23 protein-coding genes are annotated in these 19,949 nt (G+C 65.9%); 14 read left to right on the forward strand and 9 right to left on the reverse strand.

All coding sequences use genetic code 11. From position 1 onward, the window contains the following. Positions 1–14: 14 nt before the first annotated feature. The 7 genes from ACQ4MJ_RS13895 (at position 15) to ACQ4MJ_RS13925 (ending at position 4,853) form a co-directional block, all read left to right on the forward strand. The gene (locus ACQ4MJ_RS13895; protein WP_431152307.1) at positions 15–383 is read left to right on the forward strand and encodes a hypothetical protein; all 369 of its coding nucleotides are present in this window, start codon (positions 15–17) and stop codon (positions 381–383) included. 126 nt (positions 384–509) lie between these two features. Then, positions 510–1,478 carry an MBL fold metallo-hydrolase gene (locus ACQ4MJ_RS13900; protein ID WP_121507162.1) on the forward strand — a complete coding sequence of 323 codons (969 nt, stop codon included), beginning with the start codon at positions 510–512 and terminating at the stop codon, positions 1,476–1,478. Next, positions 1,456–2,058, forward strand: coding sequence for a histidine phosphatase family protein (locus ACQ4MJ_RS13905; protein WP_431152306.1), 603 nt, complete (start codon positions 1,456–1,458; stop codon positions 2,056–2,058). The genes ACQ4MJ_RS13900 and ACQ4MJ_RS13905 overlap by 23 nt, the downstream gene beginning before the upstream one ends. Before the next feature lie 274 nt (positions 2,059–2,332). Further along, positions 2,333–3,232: a transglutaminase-like domain-containing protein gene (locus ACQ4MJ_RS13910; RefSeq protein WP_121507164.1), complete on the forward strand. Its 900-nt coding sequence runs from the start codon at positions 2,333–2,335 to the stop codon at positions 3,230–3,232. A gap of 94 nt (positions 3,233–3,326) precedes the next feature. Then, positions 3,327–3,497, forward strand: a complete 171-nt coding sequence (locus ACQ4MJ_RS13915; RefSeq protein WP_162995995.1) for a hypothetical protein — start codon at positions 3,327–3,329, stop codon at positions 3,495–3,497. A 136-nt stretch (positions 3,498–3,633) separates the two neighbouring features. Beyond that, positions 3,634–4,323 (forward strand): glutathione S-transferase family protein, encoded by a 690-nt coding sequence (locus ACQ4MJ_RS13920; RefSeq protein ID WP_431152305.1) that lies wholly within the window; start codon positions 3,634–3,636, stop codon positions 4,321–4,323. 20 nt (positions 4,324–4,343) lie between these two features. Continuing rightward, the gene (locus ACQ4MJ_RS13925; RefSeq protein WP_121507166.1) at positions 4,344–4,853 is read left to right on the forward strand and encodes a low molecular weight protein-tyrosine-phosphatase; all 510 of its coding nucleotides are present in this window, start codon (positions 4,344–4,346) and stop codon (positions 4,851–4,853) included. Between the two features lie 2 nt (positions 4,854–4,855). On the opposite strand, the gene ACQ4MJ_RS13930 is transcribed toward ACQ4MJ_RS13925, so the two are convergent. The 7 genes from ACQ4MJ_RS13930 to ACQ4MJ_RS13960 form a co-directional block, all read right to left on the reverse strand. Next, the gene (locus tag ACQ4MJ_RS13930; protein ID WP_431152304.1) at positions 4,856–5,944 is read right to left on the reverse strand and encodes an XdhC family protein; all 1,089 of its coding nucleotides are present in this window, start codon (positions 5,942–5,944) and stop codon (positions 4,856–4,858) included. A gap of 165 nt (positions 5,945–6,109) precedes the next feature. Further along, positions 6,110–6,736, reverse strand: coding sequence for a CoxG family protein (locus ACQ4MJ_RS13935; protein ID WP_218299136.1), 627 nt, complete (start codon positions 6,734–6,736; stop codon positions 6,110–6,112). Positions 6,737–6,785: 49 nt separating this feature from the next. After that, on the reverse strand, positions 6,786–8,018 hold the full coding sequence (locus ACQ4MJ_RS13940) for a vWA domain-containing protein (RefSeq protein WP_431152303.1): 1,233 nt from the start codon (positions 8,016–8,018) through the stop codon (positions 6,786–6,788). Continuing rightward, positions 8,011–8,925: an AAA family ATPase gene (locus tag ACQ4MJ_RS13945; RefSeq protein WP_121507169.1), complete on the reverse strand. Its 915-nt coding sequence runs from the start codon at positions 8,923–8,925 to the stop codon at positions 8,011–8,013. Before ACQ4MJ_RS13945 ends, ACQ4MJ_RS13940 begins: the two co-directional genes overlap by 8 nt. Before the next feature lie 157 nt (positions 8,926–9,082). Continuing rightward, entirely contained in the window at positions 9,083–9,874 is a 792-nt protein-coding gene (locus ACQ4MJ_RS13950) for an FAD binding domain-containing protein (RefSeq protein WP_431152302.1), read from the reverse strand. Positions 9,875–9,885: 11 nt separating this feature from the next. Continuing rightward, positions 9,886–12,273 carry a xanthine dehydrogenase family protein molybdopterin-binding subunit gene (locus ACQ4MJ_RS13955; protein ID WP_431152301.1) on the reverse strand — a complete coding sequence of 796 codons (2,388 nt, stop codon included), beginning with the start codon at positions 12,271–12,273 and terminating at the stop codon, positions 9,886–9,888. Between the two features lie 18 nt (positions 12,274–12,291). Beyond that, the gene (locus tag ACQ4MJ_RS13960; protein WP_055396291.1) at positions 12,292–12,762 is read right to left on the reverse strand and encodes a (2Fe-2S)-binding protein; all 471 of its coding nucleotides are present in this window, start codon (positions 12,760–12,762) and stop codon (positions 12,292–12,294) included. 444 nt (positions 12,763–13,206) lie between these two features. Between ACQ4MJ_RS13960 and ACQ4MJ_RS13965 the strand changes: the two genes are divergently transcribed. Continuing rightward, positions 13,207–14,355: a helix-turn-helix domain-containing protein gene (locus ACQ4MJ_RS13965; RefSeq protein WP_431152300.1), complete on the forward strand. Its 1,149-nt coding sequence runs from the start codon at positions 13,207–13,209 to the stop codon at positions 14,353–14,355. 125 nt (positions 14,356–14,480) lie between these two features. On the opposite strand, the gene ACQ4MJ_RS13970 is transcribed toward ACQ4MJ_RS13965, so the two are convergent. After that, entirely contained in the window at positions 14,481–15,302 is an 822-nt protein-coding gene (locus ACQ4MJ_RS13970) for a TOBE domain-containing protein (protein ID WP_431152299.1), read from the reverse strand. A gap of 26 nt (positions 15,303–15,328) precedes the next feature. Next, complete coding sequence (locus ACQ4MJ_RS13975; protein ID WP_228899978.1) at positions 15,329–15,772, reverse strand: helix-turn-helix domain-containing protein; 444 nt, start codon at positions 15,770–15,772, stop codon at positions 15,329–15,331. Positions 15,773–15,888: 116 nt separating this feature from the next. On the opposite strand from ACQ4MJ_RS13975, the gene ACQ4MJ_RS13980 reads away from it, so the two are divergent. From ACQ4MJ_RS13980 to modC, 6 genes are all read left to right on the forward strand, one after another. After that, on the forward strand, positions 15,889–16,353 hold the full coding sequence (locus ACQ4MJ_RS13980) for a DUF2938 domain-containing protein (protein ID WP_431153065.1): 465 nt from the start codon (positions 15,889–15,891) through the stop codon (positions 16,351–16,353). A 49-nt stretch (positions 16,354–16,402) separates the two neighbouring features. Continuing rightward, entirely contained in the window at positions 16,403–17,002 is a 600-nt protein-coding gene (locus ACQ4MJ_RS13985) for a flavodoxin family protein (RefSeq protein WP_431152298.1), read from the forward strand. Continuing rightward, the gene (locus ACQ4MJ_RS13990) at positions 16,999–17,229 is read left to right on the forward strand and encodes a DUF2798 domain-containing protein (RefSeq protein WP_431152297.1); all 231 of its coding nucleotides are present in this window, start codon (positions 16,999–17,001) and stop codon (positions 17,227–17,229) included. The genes ACQ4MJ_RS13985 and ACQ4MJ_RS13990 overlap by 4 nt, the downstream gene beginning before the upstream one ends. A gap of 82 nt (positions 17,230–17,311) precedes the next feature. Next, a complete protein-coding gene (gene modA, locus ACQ4MJ_RS13995) occupies positions 17,312–18,079 on the forward strand; it encodes a molybdate ABC transporter substrate-binding protein (RefSeq protein WP_431152296.1) in 768 nt (255 codons plus the stop codon). Positions 18,080–18,114: 35 nt separating this feature from the next. Beyond that, on the forward strand, positions 18,115–18,798 hold the full coding sequence (gene modB / locus ACQ4MJ_RS14000; RefSeq protein WP_431152295.1) for a molybdate ABC transporter permease subunit: 684 nt from the start codon (positions 18,115–18,117) through the stop codon (positions 18,796–18,798). Further along, a complete protein-coding gene (gene modC / locus ACQ4MJ_RS14005) occupies positions 18,798–19,895 on the forward strand; it encodes a molybdenum ABC transporter ATP-binding protein (RefSeq protein ID WP_431152294.1) in 1,098 nt (365 codons plus the stop codon). Before modB ends, modC begins: the two co-directional genes overlap by 1 nt. Positions 19,896–19,949: the final 54 nt, after the last annotated feature.

Raw genomic sequence — 19,949 nt, forward strand, 5'->3', positions numbered from 1 at the left:
CTTTAACGGACACCATGAACCTGAACTACCTGGATTTTGACTACAGCGAAGACGCGGACGGCGTAGGTACGTTTGACGCCATGGCGAGCGTGCAGCCCGCGCAGATTCCCGCATTACATGCAGAGATCAGCGCCGTACTGGTCTGGGCGCACCAGCATTGGCCCGATGCCTGCGGCCCGTCGGAAGATGGGGGCATATGGCACTACGACCTGCAAGGCGTGCAGGAGATCCGCACACCGCTGGTGCTGACGTTTGATGACAACGCCGGGCAACTGCGTGCGGCGCCAGGCAACCCCGCCCCACCCCGGACCACGATCACCTTGACAATCAGCGGAAATGCTGACTTTTGCGGTGCGTTGCGCGACGCCTTCGCGATCGAATAGCCTCCATAGCCCCAATTACCAGCAAAAGCCCCACGTTGCGAACAGGTTAGCGCGTCGGCAAGCGGCAATCTCTCGGGCATCGCTACAGTTGCGACTCATCAGTTCAACTCAAGACCGGAGAGTTTCATGCTGTCACGCCGCCACTTCCTGGGTGCAAGCCTGGCCACCACCGTTTACGCAGCGGGCTCGTTTGTCCCCGTGTGGGCCCAGAACGCGCCCAACTTCGGAACCCCCACCTTGCCCAGCCCCGGCTTTCGCCGCATGAAGGTGGGCGATGTGGAGGTGATTGCGCTGAACGATGGCATCACGCGCCGCCCGCTGGGAGAGGAATTTGTGAAGAACGCGCCGCTGACCGAGGTGCGTGCGCTGCTGGCATCGCAAGGACTGCCCACCGACTACATCGACGTGCCCTACACACCCTTTCTGGTGGTGGCAGGCGCGCGCAAGATCCTCATCGACACCGGCTTGGGCGAGTTTGGTGGCGCCACCACCGGCAAGCTGCTCGACAGCCTGCGCGCGGCGGGCATGCAGGCAGCCGACATCGACACCGTGCTGATCAGCCACTACCACGGCGACCACATCAACGGCATCCGCAACAAGGCCGGTGAGTTGGTTTTCCCCAAGGCCAAGGTGATGGTGCCCGCCGCCGAACACGCGTTCTGGATGGACGACGCCCGCATGGCCGCTGCGCCCGCTGGCATGAAGGGTGCATTCGATAACGTGCGCCGCACTTTTGCCACCATGCCCGCAGACACGCTGGTGCAGTTTGCGGCCGATGCGGAAGTGGCGCCGGGCATCAAGTCTGTGGCGGCCTATGGCCACACGCCGGGCCATACGCTGTTCGAGCTGACCTCGTCGGGCCAGAAGTTCTTCTACGTGGCAGACCTGACCAATGTGCCTGCACTGTTCGCACGCAATCCCGACTGGGCTGTGACCTTTGACATGGACGCCGAGGCTGCGCGCAAGGTGCGGCGCGATGTGTTCCAGCGCATCACCGCCAGCAATGCCATGCTGGGCGGCTTCCACTTCCCGTTCCCTGCGTTTGGCCGCATGGCGGCTTCTGGCAATGGCTATGCCTTCCAGCCTGCCGCCTGAGCCCCGCATTGCCCGCCGTGCGGTGCTGAGCGCCGGGCTGGCCTTGGCCAGCCTGCGCGGCTGGGCGGCGCAAGACGCGGATGCCGAAGCCTTGTTGCGCAAGGGCGGGGTGGTGGCAGCCTTCCGCCACTCGCTGGCCCCCGGCACGTTTGACCCCCCAGGATTCCGCCTGGGTGACTGCAGCACCCAGCGCAATCTGAGCGAAGAAGGCCGCGCACAGGCACGCAGCGTGGGGGCGTGGTTTCAGCAGCGCCAACTCCAACCTGGCAAGGTTTTATCAAGCCCCTGGTGTCGCTGCGTGGACAGTGCCACCCTCGCCTTTGGTACGCCGCAGGTCTGGGCGGCACTCGGGTCGCCCCGGGGTAGCCCGGAGACCACCGGTGCTGCCCACCTGCGTGAACTGCGTACAGCGCTGGCCACAGCGTCGTCTCAGCCCGGTCGTTTCGAAGTGTGGTTCACCCACATGTTTGTGCTGTCCGACCTGGCAAATACCAACACCAGCTCGGGCGAGGGGCTGATTCTCCGGGCAGATCGCAGTGGCAACGTCGAGGTCCTGGCGCGTCTTTCCATACCCGCCTGACGGGGTGACCTGGCGGCTTCCCGCGAATGGGTAGCGGGCGGGCATGGCGGCGGGTCGTTCGCCTACATCGGGCGCGGGGGAAAGGACTATCCTCAAGCCACGCTGCTGTGCCGGATGCCCCGGAACGCGGTGCACGAAGGACATGCCCATGGCAAACACCCAAAGCCCTCCCCCGCAGTCAAATACCCGCAACGCTGCCACCTGGCCTGCCCCCTACCCCGCCCAGCAAGTCGGCACAGTCCCTGCAGACCAGCCAAGCCATGACCGCGTACGCATGGAGCTGCAGATTGATCTGAGCTACGAGGTGGACCAGCATGGTGCCGATTTTGTCTTCAACATCCACGCGGCGCAGACACCCAACCAGTCGGTAAGCGCAGAGCGCCTGGTCATCAACCAGCCCATTGCCCACCACATTCATACCGATCCAGCCACGGGCAACCGCTACCTGCGGCTGCATGGAGAGCCCGGCACGCTCGAGCTGTCGTATTCAGCCACGGTCGATATCAACCACTACCGCATCGACCCCTCCCAATTGGCAGAAGTACCGGTGCGGCGCCTGCCGCAAGAGGTAATGGGCTACATCTACCCCAGCCGGTATTGCCAGTCCGACCGGCTGCTGCGCCTGGCGACGAACGAGTTTGGTGCGCTGTGGCAAGGGCACAGCCGCGTGCAGGCGATCTGCGACTGGGTGCAGCGGCACGTGGCGTTCACCTCCAACACTTCCAACTCCAACACCTCTGCGGTGGACACGCTGGTGGAGCAGGTGGGCGTGTGCCGTGACTTCGCCCACCTCATGATTGCCTTGTGCCGCGCCATCAACATCCCGGCCCGCTTCACCACCGGAACCGACTACGGCGCTGACCCGGCCCTGGGCCCCCCCGACTTTCATGCCTATGTCGAGGTGTACCTGGGCGACCGCTGGTACATCTTTGACCCGTCTGGCACGGCGATCCCCATGGGCCTGCTGCGGTTTGGTGTGGGGAGGGATGCGGCCGATGTGGCCTTTGCCACCATCTTCGGTGGCGTGTGGGCCAAGCCCCCCGTGATCCGTACGATGGCCATTCAGGATGCCGCGCGGGGTTTTGAGTTGCCCCGCCATTGCACACAAGCGCTGTCCACCGACCACGGCGCAGGTGTGGCGGCGGGTGTGGCCGCAGGTTTTGTGGCGGCCTGAGCACCCACAAAACACCTGCCAAACACCTTTGAAAGCCCGGCAACCCGGCTGTGGCCTAAAATCTCTCCTTTTTCCACCAACTCAGAGACCTACCATGGGCAACAAGATCGTCACCGAAGCAGACCGCAAGCGCACCCCCCGCCCTACGCCCGTGCCCGGCTACACCCTGGCCACTCCCGGCCGTGGCCAGCGCGTGAGCCTGGAACGCGGTGTGGCAACCCGCAGCAAGAAGAACCCTGGCAAGCGCTCCAAGAAGGGCGGCTGATCGCCAGATCGCCACGGGCCGACTGCGGTTGGTTCCTTGCAAGAAAGCCCTCGCCAGAGGGCTTTTTGCTTTCTGGGGCTTTCACACCACCCGGCCGGTGGCGCCTTGCTCCGGCAACCTGTGCCAATATTCACCCATGATCACCGTCCACCACCTCGAAACCTCGCGCTCGCAGCGCGTTCTCTGGCTGCTCGAAGAACTGGGTGTTCCCTACGAGCTGAAAATCTACCAGCGCGACAAGGCCACCAAGCTGGCCCCGCCCGAACTCAAGAAGATCCACCCGCTGGGCAAATCACCGGTGATCACCGACGGCAAAGAGGTCATCGCCGAGTCGGGCGCGATCATCGAATACCTGGTGGAAACCTACGGAGCCCAGGCGAGCGGCGACCTGGCCCACCTGCAACCGGCGCCGCGCACGCCAGAGTACCGCCAGTGCCGCTTCTGGATGCACTACGCCGAAGGCTCGCTCATGAACTGGCTGGTGATGAAGCTGGTGTTCATGACCATCCCCACCCAGCCCATGCCGTTCTTCGTCAAGCCCATCGCCAAGGCACTGTGCGGCACGGTGCAGGAGAAATTGATCGACCCCAATGTGAACACCGCGCTCGACTTCATGGAGCAGCACCTGGGCACGCACCGCTGGTTTGCGGGCGAGCACCTCACCATGGCCGATTTTCAGATGAGCTTTGCGGTGGAGGCTGCCCTCTCACGCGCCAGCAAGGCCGGTGCGTGCCCCTACCTTCTGGCCTACAAGCAGCGCATGGAGGCCCGCCCCGCGTACCAGCGCGGCATTGCCAAGGGTGGCCCGGTGGTGATGTCCGCCTGAACATCGTCGGGATCACAGAGATGCCTGACCGCGTCGCTACCTACTCGGTGCTTTTTGTGTGCATGGGCAACATCTGCCGCAGCCCCACGGCCCACGGCGTGTTCCGGCACAAGGTGGTTCACAGTGGTTTGGCCAGCCAGGTGCGTGTGGACTCGGCAGGCACCCACAACTACCACCCCGGCAAGGCACCGGACGAGCGGACCCAACGCCATGCGGCGCAACGGGGGTATGACCTGTCGGATCTGCGCGCTCGGCAGATGCTGGCCAACGACTTTGAACGCCACGATCTGGTTCTGGCGATGGATTGGGACAACCTGGCCCTTGCGCAAGACCTTTGTCCACCCGAACACGCCCGCAAGTTGCGCCGAATGACAGAGTTCTGCCAACGGTTCGACAGCCCCGTGGTGCCCGATCCGTACTACGGCGGGGCCGCTGGTTTTGAGGAGGTGCTGGACCTGGTGGAAGACGCCTGTGATGGCCTGCTGCACCATGTGCGGCAGCAGTTGCAGCGGCGGTCCAGGCCGCTTTAGCACTACGCGGCGCGCACCCCACACACCAGCGCACCGGGGTCGTTGTGCGCCAGCTCCCGGTCATTCTTGGCCTGGGCCACTTCCATGTCGCGCGGCAGGGTGACACCGTTTTTGACGGCCAAAATTTCGGCCATCACGCTCACCGCAATCTCGGGTGGTGTCTTGCTGCCGATGTAGATACCGATCGGCCCGCGCAGGCGCGCCAGGCTCTCCTCGGTCTGGTCGAAGTGTTCGATCATGCGGGCACGGCGCGCCTCGTTGTTGCGGCGCGAGCCTATGCCACCCACATAGAACGCATCCGTGTTCAGCGCCTCCAGCAGCGCCAAGTCATCGAGCTTGGGGTCGTGCGTGAGGGCCACCACGCAACTGCGTCGGTCGGGCTTGAAGGCCAGCACCACATCGTCGGGCATGTCACTCACCACCGTGGCAGCGGGCACGTTCCAGCTACCCCGGTATTCCTCGCGCGGGTCGCACACCGTTACCGCAAACCCGTTGAACAGCGCCATGGTGGCCAGGTATTCCGCCAGCTGGCCTGCGCCGATCAGCAGCATGCGGTACTCGGGCCCAAAGGTGTTGGTAAGCCGCTCAGCATCCACCACCAGCTCGGTGGGCGCTGCCGCAGGCGTTAGCGTGACCGCGCCGTCGACCAAGCGCACGCTGCGCTGCATCAGGCGCCCAGCCTCCAGCGCGGTGATCAGTATTGCCAGGCTTTCCGGGGCCGGGTCGTACTCCAGCAACAGCTCCAGCGTTCCGCCACAGGGCAAGCCGAAGCGGTGCGCCTCGTCGGCAGTGACGCCGTACTTCACAAACGTCGGCGGGCCGCTGGGAATACGGTGATCCTTGTCTCCGACCGCATTCGCCGTGGGCGCGCCCTGCGCATAGGCCCGGGTGTGGCGGTCAATCAGATCGTCCTCAATGCACCCGCCCGACACAGACCCCACCACCGAACCGTCTTCGCACAGCGCCATGATGGAGCCCACCGGCCGGGGTGAAGAGCCCCACGTGCGCACCACCGTCGCCAGCAACGCCCGCCGCCCGGCGGCCCGCCAGCCCTGCAGCGTGCGCAACACCATCACATCCAGGTTTTCCATCGTTCCGTCACCAATTCATTTCTGCCGCTTATTCAGATATTCCCATCTACGCCCGCTGCGTCTGAAACCGCGCGGCGCCCAGGCCAGCGCCACCGTGGATCCGGCTTTGCCGGTCCACCGGAGGCGTCCCCCTCCGGGGGAAGACGCGAAGCGGCTCAGGAGGAGTCAATTGATTGCCCAGGCTATCAGCACCAGCGCCGCCGCGCCCACCACCCACACCCAAACCGGAATGCCGCTGGGGGGAATATCCTCCCCCGCCGACGCCGCCAGTGCCCCAGGCTCGGTGGGCGCTTCAGAGGATGCCGCACCATCGTCTGCCGGCGCGCGCGGATGGCGGCTTTGCATTTCGTTGTCAAAGCGCTTGAAAAAATCCTCTGCCATGCTCTTGGCCGCGCCGTCGATGAGCCGCTGTCCCAGCTGAGCGATCTTGCCGCCCACCGTGGCATGCACGGTGTAGTGCAGCTCGCAGCTTTCCTGCCCAGCGGCATCCGCGGGCAAAGGCACCAGTTTGACCTGCGCATTGCCCTTGCCAAAACCCGCCACACCACCCGATCCGTCGAAGGCGATGGTGTAGCTCTCTGGCGGCACGATGTCCGACAGCGTGATCTTGCCCGCAAACTTGGCCGACACGGGGCCGATCTTGAGCGCCATGGCGACCGCGTATTGGTTGTCACCGGTCGCCTCGACCTTGTCGCAGCCGGGGATGCACAGCTTGAGCACCTCAGGATCGTTGAGCGCTTCCCAGGCCTGCTGCTGGCTCACGGCGAGGGTGCGGCTGGCTTGCATTTCCATGGTGGGTTCCTTGTGTTGTCTGGTGTTGTCTGGTTATCTCTGAAATCGGTCACTGCCGCAGCACGGCCGCCAGGCTGGCCGCCAGATCCTGCAAGCGGCTCAGGTTGTGCACGGCCACCATGCCGTGGGCCTGGCGGTGCAGTTCGGAGGCGCCGCGTGCCGTGGGTGCATAGCCTTCAAAACGCAGCAAGGGGTTGAGCCACAGCAGGCGTCCGCAATGGCGGCGCAGCCAGCCCAGTTCCTGCGCCAGCACCTCGGGCGTGCCGGTGTCCAGCCCGTCGCTGATCAGCAGCACCAGGGTGCGCCGCCCCACCAGCCTCCGGGCATGCTGCAAACGCAGCTGGGCCAGGCTGTCGCCCATGCGGGTGCCCCCCGCAAAATCATTGATGGAATGGCTGGCCACCTGCAGCATCGCGTCGGTGTCGGCCAGGCGAAAGGCGGGCGTGAGGTCGGTCAGCCCGGTGCCAAACGCAAACACGTCGCGGCGCACGGCATCGCCGGTGTGGCGCGGTGCCGTGGCGGCATGCAAAAACGCCAGCAGCAGCCGCGCGTAGCGCTCCATGGAGCCCGACACATCCACCAGCACCAGCAGCGGCAGCGGTTGCTGGCGCCGCTGCAGCAGCGGGATGCGCAGCACCTCGCCCCCGTTGCGGGCCGCGTGGTGCATGGCGCCGGGCCAGTGCGGGCGGCTGCCGCGCCCACCGGGGCGGGTGCGGCGGGCGGCGAAGCGCGGCAGGGGCAAGGGCACCTCGCGCGCCAGGCGCTCCACCAGCAGGTATTCGCTGGCCGAGAGCTGGTTGAAGTCGGCCTGCCGCAGGCGCTGCAGGTCACTGGCCGTCATGGCGGCGTCGAAATCGATCTTCTCGTCCTCGCGCGGCGGGGGGGTGTTGCGGGCGGCGCGCACGGGGGCGAGCGCCTCGCTCACGCGCGGGCGGCGTTTGGCGGGCTCGGCCTTGGACTCAGCGCTGGGCAGCATCTGCGCCAGCAGCTTCTGCGCCACGTTGGGATTGCGAAAGTACGCGTCGAACAACTCGCGGAAGATCAAACGGTCCTGCTCACGGCTGACCAGCACGGCCTCCAGTGCGGCGCTGAAATCCTCGCGCCGCAGGCCCACCAGCATCACCGCCTGCTGGGCCAGCGCCATGCGGGCGGCGTCCACGCGCACACCAGCGCGGCGGAGGGTGCGGCCAAAACCGCTGAGGTTGTCGGCGAGCTTGCCCGTGCGGGCATCGCCCAGCTGGGAAATCGTTTTGACCTCTGCCACGGTTGAGCCCTCAGGCATCGGCCTCAGCGGGTTGCAGCAACTGCGCCGCCATGTCGCGCGTGAGCGCAGCCACGTCCTCGCGCTGCTTGAACAAGATGCCCGCGGTGTCGGACACCACTTCGGGGTCCACCACGATGGTGTCGAGCGCGACCAGCGCCTTGGCCCACTCCACGCTCTCGGCTATGCCCGGCGCGCGCTGAAAAGCGTTGGCAAACGGCTGGCTGCGCAGGCGGCCCACAAAATCCGCCACCTGGGTGGCCAAAGCCGCGCTGGCGTCCGGCACCTGCGCACGCACGATGGCCAGTTCGCGCTCGCGCTCGGGGTAGTCCAGCCAGTGGTACAAGCAGCGGCGTTTGACGGCGTCGTGCAGATCCCGCGTGCGGTTGCTGGTGAGGATGGTGACCGGCGTGGCCGTGGCGCGCACGGTGCCGATCTCGGGAATGCTCACCTGGTACTCGCCCAGGTACTCGAGCAAAAACGCCTCAAAGGGCTCGTCGGCACGGTCCACTTCGTCGATCAGCAGCACGGCGCCGGGTTCTGGCGCCTGCAGCGCCTGCAGCAAAGGGCGTCGGATGAGGTAGCGGTCCTGGTAGACCTCGCGCTCCACCTGCGCCATGTCGGCGCTGCCTTTGCCTTCCGCTGCGCGCATGTGCAAGAGCTGGGCCGCGTAGTTCCATTCATACAGCGCCTCGCGCTGCTCCAGGCCGTCGTAGCACTGCAGGCGGATCAGGCTGCGTTCCAGCACCTTGGCAAGCGCCTGGGCCAGCGCCGTCTTTCCCACGCCGGGCTCGCCCTCCAGCAGCAGCGGGCGCTGCAGCTTGAGCGCCAGGAACACGGCCGTGGCCAGCCGCCGGTCGGCAAAATAGCCCACGCCCTGCAAGGCCGACACCAGGGCGTCGATGGAGGACAGCGCAGGCGCGGTCATGGGCACGGGCACGGGCACGGGCACGGGCACGGGAGGGGAAGCGTTCATTACTATAGTTTCTATAGCTAATAGCGCTTGATAGAAAAGCGCTAGAGGCCAATTTCCTTCAAACACCCGCCCCTGGATGCAGTATGCCGGGCGCGGGTGCTATCCCCCATCAGCCCAGGATTTGCGCTACTGCTCTTTGGGTCTGCACGCTGATAAGGTTGGCGCGATAGGCCGCACTGGCGTGGATGTCAGCGTTGAGATCGCTTGCATCGATCTTCACCGCCGCCGCCGATGCTGGCGTAAAGCTCTGGTTCAGCGCTGCCTCCAGCCCCGCATGCCGGAACACGCTGCTAGCCGCGCCCGTGATGGCCACGCGCACACCGCCGTCGGTCTGCGCCACAAACACGCCCACCAGCGAGAAGCGCGAGGCCGCCTGCTTGAACTTGAGGTACGCAGCGCGCTTGGGGATGGGGAAGCGGATGGCGGTGATGATCTCGCCCTCTTCCAGCGCCGTGGTGTACATGCCCACAAAAAAGTCGTCGGCCGCAATCTCGCGCTGGTTGGTGATGACTGTGGCGCCCAGGCCCAGCACGGCGCTGGGGTAGCACGCCGCTGGGTCGTTGTTGGCCACCGAACCACCCAGCGTGCCGCGTGCGCGCACCTGCCGGTCGCCAATGTGCGCGGCCAGGTCGGCCAGTGCGGGAATGGCAGCCTTCACGTCTGCACTGTTGGCCACATCGATGTGGCGCGTCATGGCGCCGATGACCAGCGCGTTGCCCTCGCGGCGGATGCCCGCCAGCTCGGGGATGCTGTTGAGGTCAACGATCTTCTCGGGGTTGGCCAGGCGCAGCCGCATCGACGGCAGCAGGCTTTGGCCACCGGCCAGCAGCTTGCCGCCCTGGGCGATGAGCTGTGCAGCGGCGGCGGTGGAGGAGGGATTTTCAAAGGTGAATGCGTACATGCTGGTTCTCCTCAGGCTTTGGCACTCTGAATCGCTTCCCACACACGGTGTGGCGATGCGGGCATGTCGAACTCTTTAACCCCCAGCGGGCGCAGTGCATCCAGCACCGCATTGATCACCGCCGGAGGCGAGCCAATCGCCCCCGCCTCGCCGCAGCCCTTGGTGCCCAGCGGGTTGTGGGTGCAAGGCGTGCACACATGGCCCAGCTTGAACTCGGGGAAGTCGTCGGCGCGCGGCATGGCGTAGTCCATGAAGCTGCCGGTCAGCAGCTGGCCCGTCTCGCGGTCGTACACGCAGTTTTCCATCAGCGCCTGGCCGATGCCCTGCACCAGGCCGCCGTGCACCTGGCCCTCCACGATCATGGGGTTGATGATGGTGCCGAAGTCGTCCACGGCCGTGAACTTGTCTACGCGGGTGCTGCCTGTGACCGGGTCCACCTCCACTTCGCAGATGTAGGTGCCTGCAGGGAAGGTGAAGTTGGTCGGGTCGTAGAACGCGGTTTCGTTGAGCCCCGGTTCGAGCTTGTCGAGCGGGTAGTTGTGCGGCACGTAGGCCGTGAGCGCCACTTGGCCGAACGGGATCTTCTTGTCCGTGCCGCGCACGGTGAACTCGCCGCCGCTGAAGTCGATGTCGGCGTCGCTGGCCTCCATCAAATGCGCAGCAATTTTCTTGGCCTTGGCCTCGATCTTGTCCAGCGCCTTCATGATGGCCGCGCCGCCCACGCTGATGGAGCGCGATCCATAGGTGCCCATGCCAAACGGCACGCGGCCCGTGTCACCGTGCACGATGTCCACGTTCTCCACCGGGATGCCCAGGCGCGCGGCCACCACCTGCGCAAAGGTGGTCTCGTGCCCCTGGCCGTGGCTGTGCGAGCCGGTGAACACCGTCACGCTGCCGGTGGGATGCACACGCACTTCGCCGCATTCAAACAGACCTGCGCGCGCGCCCAGGGCGCCCGCGATGTTCGACGGCGCAATCCCACACGCTTCGATGTAGCTGCTGTAGCCGATGCCACGCTTCAAGCCCTTGGCCTCGCTGGCCGCCTTGCGCGCCGCAAAGCCCGCCACGTCAGCCAGTTCCTGCGCTTGCGTCATACAGGCGTGGTAGTCGCCCACGTCGTACTGCAGTGCCACGGGCGTCTGGTAGGGCCAGCTGGTGATGAAATTGCGCTTGCGGATTTCGTCCTGGCCCAGGCCCATCTCCCAGCCACAGCGCGACACCAGCCGTTCCAGCAGGTAGGTGGCCTCGGGCCGGCCTGCGCCGCGGTAGGCATCGACTGGTGCGGTGTTGGTGAACCAGGCATCCACCTCCACATAGATCTGCGGCGTTGTGTACTGGCCTGCCAGCAAGGTGGCATACAGGATGGTGGGCACTGCGCTGGCAAAGGTGCTGAGGTAGGCGCCCATGTTGGCGTCGGTGTGCACGCGCATGGCCAGGAACTTGCCGTCTTTGTCCATCGCCATTTCGGCATGGCTCACATGGTCGCGGCCATGCGCGTCCGACACAAAAGACTCACTGCGATCGGCCACCCACTTGATGTTGCGGTTGAGCTTCTTGGCCGCCCAGGTCAGGCACACGTCCTCGGCATACAAGAAGATCTTGGAGCCAAAGCCGCCCCCCACATCGGGCGCAATCACGCGTACCTTGTGCTCGGGCAGCCCCATCACGAACGCCGTCATGAGCAAGCGCTCGACGTGCGGGTTCTGGTTGCTGACGTACAGCGTGTATTCGTCGTTGGCGCGGCTGTAGGAGCCAATGGCGGCGCGGGGCTCCATCGCGTTGGGGATGAGGCGGTTGTTGACCAGATCCAGCTTCGTCACGTGCGCGGCGTTGGCAAATGCGGCGTCCACCGCGCCCTTGTCGCCAATGGCCCATTTGTAGCAATGGTTGTCCGGCGCTGCGTCATGCAGCCCTGCGCCGGCCACGGTGCCTGCGGCCGCATCGGCCACACTGACCACGGCGGGCAACACGTCGTAATCCACCTCCACCAGCTCGGCCGCATCACGCGCCTGCTGCTGCGTGAGGGCCACCACCATGGCCACATGGTCGCCCACATAGCGCACCTTGCCCTGCGCCAGGATGGGGTGTGGCGGCTCCTTCATGGGCTGGCCATCGGTGCTGGTGATGAGCCAGCCGCAAGGCAAGCCGTTGATGTTGTCGGCCGCCACGTCGGCACCAGTGAACACGCCCAGCACGCCGGGCGCGGCCTTGGCGCCTTCCACGTTGATGCTGTTGATCTTGGCGTGGGCGTGCGGCGAACGCACAAACACCGCATGGCTTTGCGCGGCCAGCACCACGTCGTCGGTGTACTGGCCCGCGCCGGTCAGGAAGCGGTAGTCTTCCTTGCGCTTGAGCGATTCGCCGATGTGCGGCAGCTTGGAAAAGTCGGATGCACCCATGGTTCTTCTCCTGTGTGTTTACGCTGAAGCCATGGCCTTTTGGCCAACCTGCACTGCGCGCACGATGTTCTGGTAGCCCGTGCAGCGGCAGATGTTCCCTTCGAGCAGCTCGCGGATCTCGCCTTCGCTGGCGTTGGGGTGGTTCTTGCACAGGTCCACCGCACTCATCACCATGCCCGGGGTGCAGAAGCCGCACTGAAGGCCATGGCACTCCTTGAACGCGGCCTGCATGGGGTGCATGGTGCCGTCGGGGGTGGCCATGCCTTCGATGGTGGTCACCTCGGCCCCCTGGGCCTGCACCGCCAGCATGGCGCAGGATTTGACGGCCCTGCCATTCACATGCACCGTACACGCCCCGCACTGGCTGGTGTCACAACCCACATGGGTGCCGGTGAGCAGCAGGTGCTCTCGCAGCGCATGGACAAGCAGGGTATTGGGGGGGACGTCAACACTGGCAGCGCGCCCGTTGACCGTGAACTGGACTTGCATCTGGCTGTCTCCTGAATAGGTTTTGGCTGGACAAGAACGTGTTCACGATCTCGCAGGGGATCGCGTTGGAGCGCAATCGGGATGAGTGGATGCTTCGGGTGCGCCGCATGGGCTCATGCCCATCCAAGCAGCCGGAGCGTCCAATCGCCCGATTTCGCTACAACCCTTCGGGCGGTGGTCTTTGCGGGCGGTCTGCTGCGTTGCGGCGCTTGTGGATAGCCGAGCTATCCACTGCGCACCGCGCCTAGCATCCCATCCCGCAAAGACCGCTGCGCGACCCCTGGGAGATCGTGAACACGTTCTTCGCGCATCTTCTGCCGCGCCCCACCACCCATCCCTAGGGACAACCCTAGATTTCCGGCAGCCCCGGCCGGATATTCTCAAAATGAAACATGTTGCAGCGCACACCAGCGCATCATGCGCAGCTCAAGGATTCGGTTCACCATGCTGTCCTCCGCGCCCACCTCCCCCGCCCACCGCCACGCACTGATTGCACAGGCGCGCCAAAGCTTGCTGGCGGATGGCGCAGCGCCCCTGCGGGCCGAGGTGGAGCCATGGATTGCACGGTCGTGGCAACGCTGCCTGGCCCAGGGGCTCAACCCCACCCACCGTGTGGCATTTGACGCCGTCAGCGCCACGGCGCTGCGCCGTAGCCAGGAACAGAACCACCACCTGCTGCGCGCGGCCCGGCCCGTGCTGCAACAGCTCACCCGCGCGATTGCGGGCATGCACTACTTCGCCATGCTGACGGACGCACGCGGCATCGTGGTGGACGTGCAAGGCCATTGCGACCCGGGCGACCCGCGCGCCAGCGCCATTGGCCGCGTGGGCATCGACCTGTCGGAAGCGGCAGTGGGCACCACAGCCATCGGCGCTGCGCTGGCCGAACTACAGCCGGTGTGGCTGCACCGGGGCGAACACTTCTTTGATGACAACGCCAGCTACAGCTGTGCAGGCGCACCGCTGTTCGACCCGCAGGGCCAGTGTGTGGGCATGCTGGACCTGACCGGCGTGGATGTGCCCGAGCGGCCCGAGCTGCGCCACCTGGTGGCCCGATCGGCCCGCGCCATGGAAGACGCCTTGCTGCTGCAATTGCCCCATGCCCTGCTGCTGCGCGTGAACTGGCCCGGCGGCCCGCTGGGCAGCGAGGGCGACGGCCTGCTGGCACTGGACGGCGATGGATTTGTGGTGGGCTGCAACAGCATGGCCCGCCAACTGGTGCCCCAGCCACTGCGCACCCCGGGTGCGCCCACCCACGCCAGCGACCTGCTGGCCATGCCGTGGGCCATGTTGTTCGATGCTGCGCGGCGGCACCCGGCGCAGCCGATCGATTTGCCCCTGTGGTCGGGCCTGCGCCTGCAGGCGCTAGCGCAACGGCCAGAAAACACCCGTGGCGCCAGCCAGCCTGTTGCCACCCTGTCCCAGGCGCTGGCGAGCGCCTCGCCCACGGCCGCACCGCTGCGCGAGGCTGAAACCGCCCTGATTCGCCAAGCCGTGCAAGACGCCCGTGGCAATGTGGCAGAAGCTGCCCGGGTGCTCGGCATCAGCCGCGCCACGGTGTACCGCAAACTGGGCCATCCCAAGGGGCTGTGATCGGCGGCTGCGGCACCTGCCAACAAGGCGTAGCAGATATTTGCATCAAATTGGCCGCTAGCGCCTACCCAGCAAGCGCCAATAGCTATAAAATGTATAGCTCAATTCCCACAACGGGCCCAGTCTCAGACCTCGGCCAAGGCCAGGACCACGGCGTTGTCTTCCACCACCAGCACGACCGGGCTGCCCGCGCGCAGGCCACTGCCGGGCGCCGCAAAACCCACCATCTGCAAGCCACCCGACAGCTCGGCAGACACCTCGTCGCCCGACTCGCCCCGCACCACGCGCGTGGCTTTTGCGGGCAGGCGGTGGATGCCGGGTGCATCGGCCACCGCAGACCCAGACGCTGATGCCAAACGACCACCCCGCTCCACGCGCACGGCCGTGGCCTTGCACAGCGTCTGCACGGCAAGCCCTGGCTGCAGGCCCAGCAGCTCCGCACTCTCACGGGTGATGCGCGCGGCCAGTGCTGCAGGCACGCCCATTGCGGCACCGTCGCCATCGCTCGCATTGCCCAACCGCAGGTGCACCGCCACGATCTGCCCCTGCACCACCAGCCGCTCCACCACACACGGCAACTGGTTGCGCATGCTGGTGCGCACCGCCAGCCGCGCCAGCGCAGGGCCCGCATGGGGCGTGGCCTGCCAGCGCGACAGCACAGCGCCCCGCGCCTGCGCCATCGCGTCGGCCGCAGCTAGCAGCTGGTGCCCCGCCTCGGTCAGCTGCGCACCGCCGCCCCCTGCCCCACCCACCGCGCGTGCCACCAGCGGCGTGCCCGCCAGATTGGTCAGCGTGTCCACCGCCTGCCACGCGGCCTTGTAGCTCACGCCCACGGCACGCGCGGCCTGCGAGATGGAGCCGCAGGTGCCAATCTGGCGCAGGATGTCGATGCGTTTGTCGGCCAGGGCATGGCCCAGCGCATCCGTGAGAGAAAGAGAAACAGGCATGCGCGGATGATGCCTGAGCTCTCCCTTCACGCCGCCTTGCGGCGCAGCCCCGTGACAGGCTTTGCCAGCTTCTGCTGGCGCTCCAGCGCGCCAGTCGCTGCTGCCTTCAGCAGCCGCTGAAAGGAGGGGCACTGCGCATGGCTCTCGGCCGGGCAGGCTGCCGCATGCCGCAGACCGTTGCTCATGGCCTTGAGGCGTTTGACCATGGCATCGAGTTCATCGGCCTTGGCCGACAGCAGTTGCCGGTCAATGCTGGGCTCGCCGCTGGGCAAAAACATGGCACGGATGTCGTCCAGCGAGAACCCGGCCGATTGTCCTAGCGCAATCAGCGCCAGCTGGTCCAGCACGCCCGGCGCAAAACGACGGCGCTCGCCAGGTTGGCCTACAGAGTGGATCAACCCCTTTTCCTCGTAATACCGCAGCGTGGAGGCCCGCAGCCCGGAGCGTTTGGCGACTTCGGCAATGTCCATCAAAAAACCCCTTGACTTCAAGTTGACTTGAACTTCTATATTCCCTTCAAAACCTCCTTCCGTCAACTTTTCGAGGTGCTTTGATGACACTCCCACTGCAAGAATTTCCCCTCGCGATGCTGATCGGCATCGGCGCCACCGCCGTCATGGACGCATGGCTTTTGCTGCTCAAGCATCTGGGCGTCCCCACCCTCAACTTCGCCTTCATCGGCCGCTGGGTGGGCCATCTGTTTCGGGGCCAGTTTGCCCATGCCGCCATCGCCAAGGCGGTGCCCATCCGGGGGGAATTGGCCTGGGGCTGGCTCACGCACTACGCCGTGGGCATGGCGTTTGCCACCGTGCTGGTCGGCATCCAGGGCGCCGACTGGGTACGCAGCCCCACCCTGCTGCCCGCGTTGGCCGTGGGCGTCTGCACCGTGGCGGCGCCGCTGCTGGTGATGCAGCCCGCCATGGGCTCGGGCTTTGCGGCATCGCGCACGCCCACGCCGCTCAAGAACTGCCTGCGCAGCTTGGCCAACCACACCGTCTTTGGCTTCGGCCTGTACCTGTCTGCGCTCGCCATCGCACTGATTTCTCGATGACGGTTCTGCGCGTTTTTCCCCTCGAAATCACTTGTTTGGAACCCATGCCATGAAAACCATCGCCATCATTTATCACAGCGCCCACGGGCACACCGCACACATCGCCCGCCACGTTCTGGAGGGCGCCCAGGGCGTTTCCGGCATCCATGCCGAGTTACGCCAAGCCGAAGACCTGGCCCACGCACCCGACAGCCTGTTGCACTACGACGGCTTCATCCTGGGCTCGCCCACCTACCTGGGCGGAGTCTCCGGGCCGTTCAAGACCTTCATGGACGCCACCGGCCGTCTGTGGAAAACGCAGCAGCTCAAGAACAAGCTCGCGGCGGGCTTCACCGTGTCGTCGCTGCCTGCGGGCGACAAGCAGTCCACACTGCTGTCGATGTGGGTGTTTGCCATGCAGCACGGCATGGTGTGGGTGGGCAACCCCATCCTGCCCGAGCAGCACACCGGGGTTCCGTATGACGAAGCAGCCAACCGTCTCGGATCCTGGTCGGGCCTGATGGCGCAGGCAGGCCATGGGGTGGCAGCGGATGCGTTTGTGCCAGGCGATACCAAGACCGCCCGCATGTTTGGGCGGCATTTCGCCGAGACCTTGCAGCGCCTGGGCGGTGTGGCGGCACACCAACCCGCTGAGGCGGTGGCTGCATGATCCCCGCCCGCTACGGCCCCGTGCTGTTCAGCTTCATCCTGTCGGGCGTGATGTCGCTGCTGGTGTCCGGCATCTCCACCTTTCGAGCCGCGCAGGTGGACCAGGGGTTTCTAGGCCTCTGGGCGGGCGCGTGGCTCACGGGGTGGCTGTTCGCCTTCCCGGCGGTCATGCTGGCGGCGCCGCTGGCTCGCAAGCTGGTGGCGCGGGTCGTCGCGCGAGAAGGATAGACAGAGGCAGGCAGGGAAAACTCATGACCTTGCCTATACTCTCGCTATTCCATAAACGAATAGCGCTTTTGCGCCAGCCACCATGCCCCAAATCGCCGCATCCATGATCCGCACCCTCGCCTGTGCTGGTGTTGCATGGGCCATGCTAGGGGTGGCACATGCCGACACCGTCTCGGTCGCGGTGGCCGCCAATTTCACGGCGCCCATGCAGAAGATCGCCGCAGCTTTTGAGATCGACACGGGCCACAAGGCCGAGCTCTCGTTCGGTGCCACCGGCAAGTTTTACGCGCAGATCACCCACGGGGCGCCGTTTCAGGTGCTGCTGTCGGCCGACGACACCACACCTGCCCGGCTGGAGCGCGAGGGCAAGGCCGTAGCCCACTCGCGCTTTACCTATGCCATCGGCACGCTGGTGCTGTGGAGCGCACAACCCGGCACCGTGGATGCCAAGGGCGATGTGCTCAAGTCGGGTGATTTCAAGCACCTGGCCATTGCGAACCCCAAGCTGGCGCCCTATGGCGCGGCGGCCCTGCAGGTGATGGAAAAGCTGGGCGTGGCGACGGCCCTGCAGCCGCGCTTGGTGCAAGGCGAGAACATCGCCCAGACCTTCCAGTTTGTCTCCACCGGCAATGCGCAGCTGGGCTTTGTGGCGCTGTCGCAGGTGATGGCCGATGGCAAGATCCGCAGTGGCTCGGCTTGGCAGGTGCCGGCCAGCCTGCACGAACCCATCCGGCAAGATGCCGTGCTGCTGATGCCAGGCAAGGACAGCGCGGCGGCCAGCGCACTGCTGACCTACCTGCGCGGCAGCAAGGCGCGCGCAATCATTCAATCGTACGGCTATAGTTTCTGACCGCCTATAGCCCCATCGACGGATCGCCCATCTTCATGCCATTTTCCAGCGCTGATCTGGCAGCCATCGGCCTCACGCTGCGGCTGGCGGGCACCACCATGGTGTTGCTGCTGGTGCTGTGCACGCCCCTGGCCTGGTGGCTGGCGCACACGCCGTCGCGCTGGCGCGGCCCGGTGTCGGCCGTGGTGGCGCTGCCGCTGGTGCTGCCGCCCACGGTGATCGGCTTTTACCTGCTGGTCACGCTCGGCCCCAACGGCCCCCTGGGGCAGTTCACGCAGTGGTTGGGGTTCGGCACCCTGCCCTTTACCTTCTGGGGGTTGGTGGTGGGCTCGCTCATCTATTCGCTGCCTTTTGCGGTGCAGCCTCTGCAGCACGCTTTTGAAGCCATCGGCCGGCGCCCGCTGGAGGCTGCGGCCACGCTGGGCGCAGGGCCGCTGGACCGTTTCTTCACCGTAGCGCTGCCGCTGGCGCGCCCCGGGTTCATCACCGCCGCGATCCTGAGCTTTGCGCACACGGTGGGCGAGTTTGGTGTGGTGCTCATGCTGGGCGGCAACATCCCGGGTGTCACGCGCGTGGTGTCTGTGCAGATTTACGACCACGTCGAGGCGCTGGAATACACCCAGGCGCACTGGCTGGCGGGCGGCATGGTGCTGTTTTCGTTTGTGGTGCTGCTGGGGCTGAACCTCACCCGCCGCAAAACTTTGTCGATGGTGCAGTGATGGCCACCACTGCTTCTTCGGCACAGATCACCGCGCAACTGACGCTGACTCGCCCCGGGTTTACGCTGGATGTGGACCTGCAATTGCCCGGCCGGGGTGTGACCGCCCTCTTCGGCCCCTCGGGCTGCGGCAAGACCACCTGCCTGCGCACGATTGCAGGTCTGGAGCGCGCGCAACCTGGGCGTGTGGAGGTCAACGGCGAGGTGTGGCAGGACGATGCACAGACCATCTGGCGCGCCACACACGAGCGGGGCCTGGGCTATGTGTTCCAGGAGGCCAGTCTGTTCGACCACCTGAGCGTGCGTGGAAACATCGACTACGGCCTGAAGCGCACGCCCCCCGCACGCCGCAAGGTGGCGCTGGAGCAGGCGGTGGACTTGCTGGGCATCGCCCCCCTGATGGACCGCAAGCCCCAGGCCTTGTCGGGCGGCGAACGCCAGCGCGTGGCCATCGCCCGCGCGCTGGCCACCAGCCCCCGCCTGCTGCTGATGGACGAGCCCCTGGCTGCGCTGGACGCCCAGCGCAAGGCAGAGGTCCTGCCCTATCTGGAACGGTTGCAACACACCCTCGACATCCCCATGCTGTATGTGAGCCACGCCATCGACGAGGTGGCAAGTCTGGCCGAGCACATGGTGCTGTTGCGTGAGGGCCGTGTACTGGCACAGGGCCGCACCAGCGAACTGATCGTACGGCTGGACCTGCCCCTGGCCCATGGCGACACCGCCGCCACGGTGATCGAAGGCACAGTGCAACAGCACGACCCGCAGGACCACATCACGACCGTGGCATTCAGCGGTGGGCACCTGATGCTGGTCAGCCCCAGGGCACACGCCACGGGCGAGCCCATCCGGCTGCGGGTGCAGGCGCGTGATGTAAGCCTGGCACTCACCGCCCCCAGCGACACCAGCATCCTCAATGTGCTTCCAGCCACGGTGGTGGCGCTGGGCGAAGACAGCCCCGGGCAAATGATGGTGGCCCTGGATGCAGGCACCACACGGCTGCTGGCGCGGGTCACGCAACGCTCGGCCCGGGCGCTGGCGCTGGCGCCCGGCCAACCCGTATTTGCGCAGGTGAAGGGCATTGCCATCGTGAACTGAAGGGCTGCGCAATCCGGGCCTCCCCACCGAAGGCCTCACAGGCGAACCCAGTGG

It is taken from the genome of Acidovorax facilis (assembly GCF_050626955.1).
Classification (GTDB): Bacteria; Pseudomonadota; Gammaproteobacteria; order Burkholderiales; family Burkholderiaceae_C; genus Acidovorax; species Acidovorax facilis.

Bases quoted from the DNA above. Each gene is read 5' to 3' on its own strand.
- ACQ4MJ_RS13900 (WP_121507162.1), top strand. From the start codon at position 510: ATGCTGTCACGCCGCCACTTCCTGGGTGCAAGCCTGGCCACCACCGTT.
- modA (WP_431152296.1), top strand. From the start codon at position 17,312: ATGCCCCAAATCGCCGCATCCATGATCCGCACCCTCGCCTGTGCTGGT.
- modC (WP_431152294.1), top strand. From the start codon at position 18,798: ATGGCCACCACTGCTTCTTCGGCACAGATCACCGCGCAACTGACGCTG.
- ACQ4MJ_RS13930 (WP_431152304.1), bottom strand. From the start codon at position 5,944: ATGGAAAACCTGGATGTGATGGTGTTGCGCACGCTGCAGGGCTGGCGG.
- ACQ4MJ_RS13985 (WP_431152298.1), top strand. From the start codon at position 16,403: ATGAAAACCATCGCCATCATTTATCACAGCGCCCACGGGCACACCGCA.
- ACQ4MJ_RS13945 (WP_121507169.1), bottom strand. From the start codon at position 8,925: ATGACCGCGCCTGCGCTGTCCTCCATCGACGCCCTGGTGTCGGCCTTG.
- ACQ4MJ_RS13895 (WP_431152307.1), top strand. From the start codon at position 15: ATGAACCTGAACTACCTGGATTTTGACTACAGCGAAGACGCGGACGGC.
- ACQ4MJ_RS13920 (WP_431152305.1), top strand. From the start codon at position 3,634: ATGATCACCGTCCACCACCTCGAAACCTCGCGCTCGCAGCGCGTTCTC.
- ACQ4MJ_RS13940 (WP_431152303.1), bottom strand. From the start codon at position 8,018: ATGCCTGAGGGCTCAACCGTGGCAGAGGTCAAAACGATTTCCCAGCTG.
- modB (WP_431152295.1), top strand. From the start codon at position 18,115: ATGCCATTTTCCAGCGCTGATCTGGCAGCCATCGGCCTCACGCTGCGG.
- ACQ4MJ_RS13990 (WP_431152297.1), top strand. From the start codon at position 16,999: ATGATCCCCGCCCGCTACGGCCCCGTGCTGTTCAGCTTCATCCTGTCG.
- ACQ4MJ_RS13980 (WP_431153065.1), top strand. From the start codon at position 15,889: ATGCTGATCGGCATCGGCGCCACCGCCGTCATGGACGCATGGCTTTTG.
- ACQ4MJ_RS13955 (WP_431152301.1), bottom strand. From the start codon at position 12,273: ATGGGTGCATCCGACTTTTCCAAGCTGCCGCACATCGGCGAATCGCTC.
- ACQ4MJ_RS13905 (WP_431152306.1), top strand. From the start codon at position 1,456: ATGCCTTCCAGCCTGCCGCCTGAGCCCCGCATTGCCCGCCGTGCGGTG.
- ACQ4MJ_RS13975 (WP_228899978.1), bottom strand. From the start codon at position 15,772: ATGGACATTGCCGAAGTCGCCAAACGCTCCGGGCTGCGGGCCTCCACG.
- ACQ4MJ_RS13950 (WP_431152302.1), bottom strand. From the start codon at position 9,874: ATGTACGCATTCACCTTTGAAAATCCCTCCTCCACCGCCGCCGCTGCA.
- ACQ4MJ_RS13965 (WP_431152300.1), top strand. From the start codon at position 13,207: ATGCTGTCCTCCGCGCCCACCTCCCCCGCCCACCGCCACGCACTGATT.
- ACQ4MJ_RS13915 (WP_162995995.1), top strand. From the start codon at position 3,327: ATGGGCAACAAGATCGTCACCGAAGCAGACCGCAAGCGCACCCCCCGC.
- ACQ4MJ_RS13935 (WP_218299136.1), bottom strand. From the start codon at position 6,736: ATGGAAATGCAAGCCAGCCGCACCCTCGCCGTGAGCCAGCAGCAGGCC.
- ACQ4MJ_RS13910 (WP_121507164.1), top strand. From the start codon at position 2,333: ATGGAGCTGCAGATTGATCTGAGCTACGAGGTGGACCAGCATGGTGCC.
- ACQ4MJ_RS13960 (WP_055396291.1), bottom strand. From the start codon at position 12,762: ATGCAAGTCCAGTTCACGGTCAACGGGCGCGCTGCCAGTGTTGACGTC.
- ACQ4MJ_RS13970 (WP_431152299.1), bottom strand. From the start codon at position 15,302: ATGCCTGTTTCTCTTTCTCTCACGGATGCGCTGGGCCATGCCCTGGCC.
- ACQ4MJ_RS13925 (WP_121507166.1), top strand. From the start codon at position 4,344: ATGCCTGACCGCGTCGCTACCTACTCGGTGCTTTTTGTGTGCATGGGC.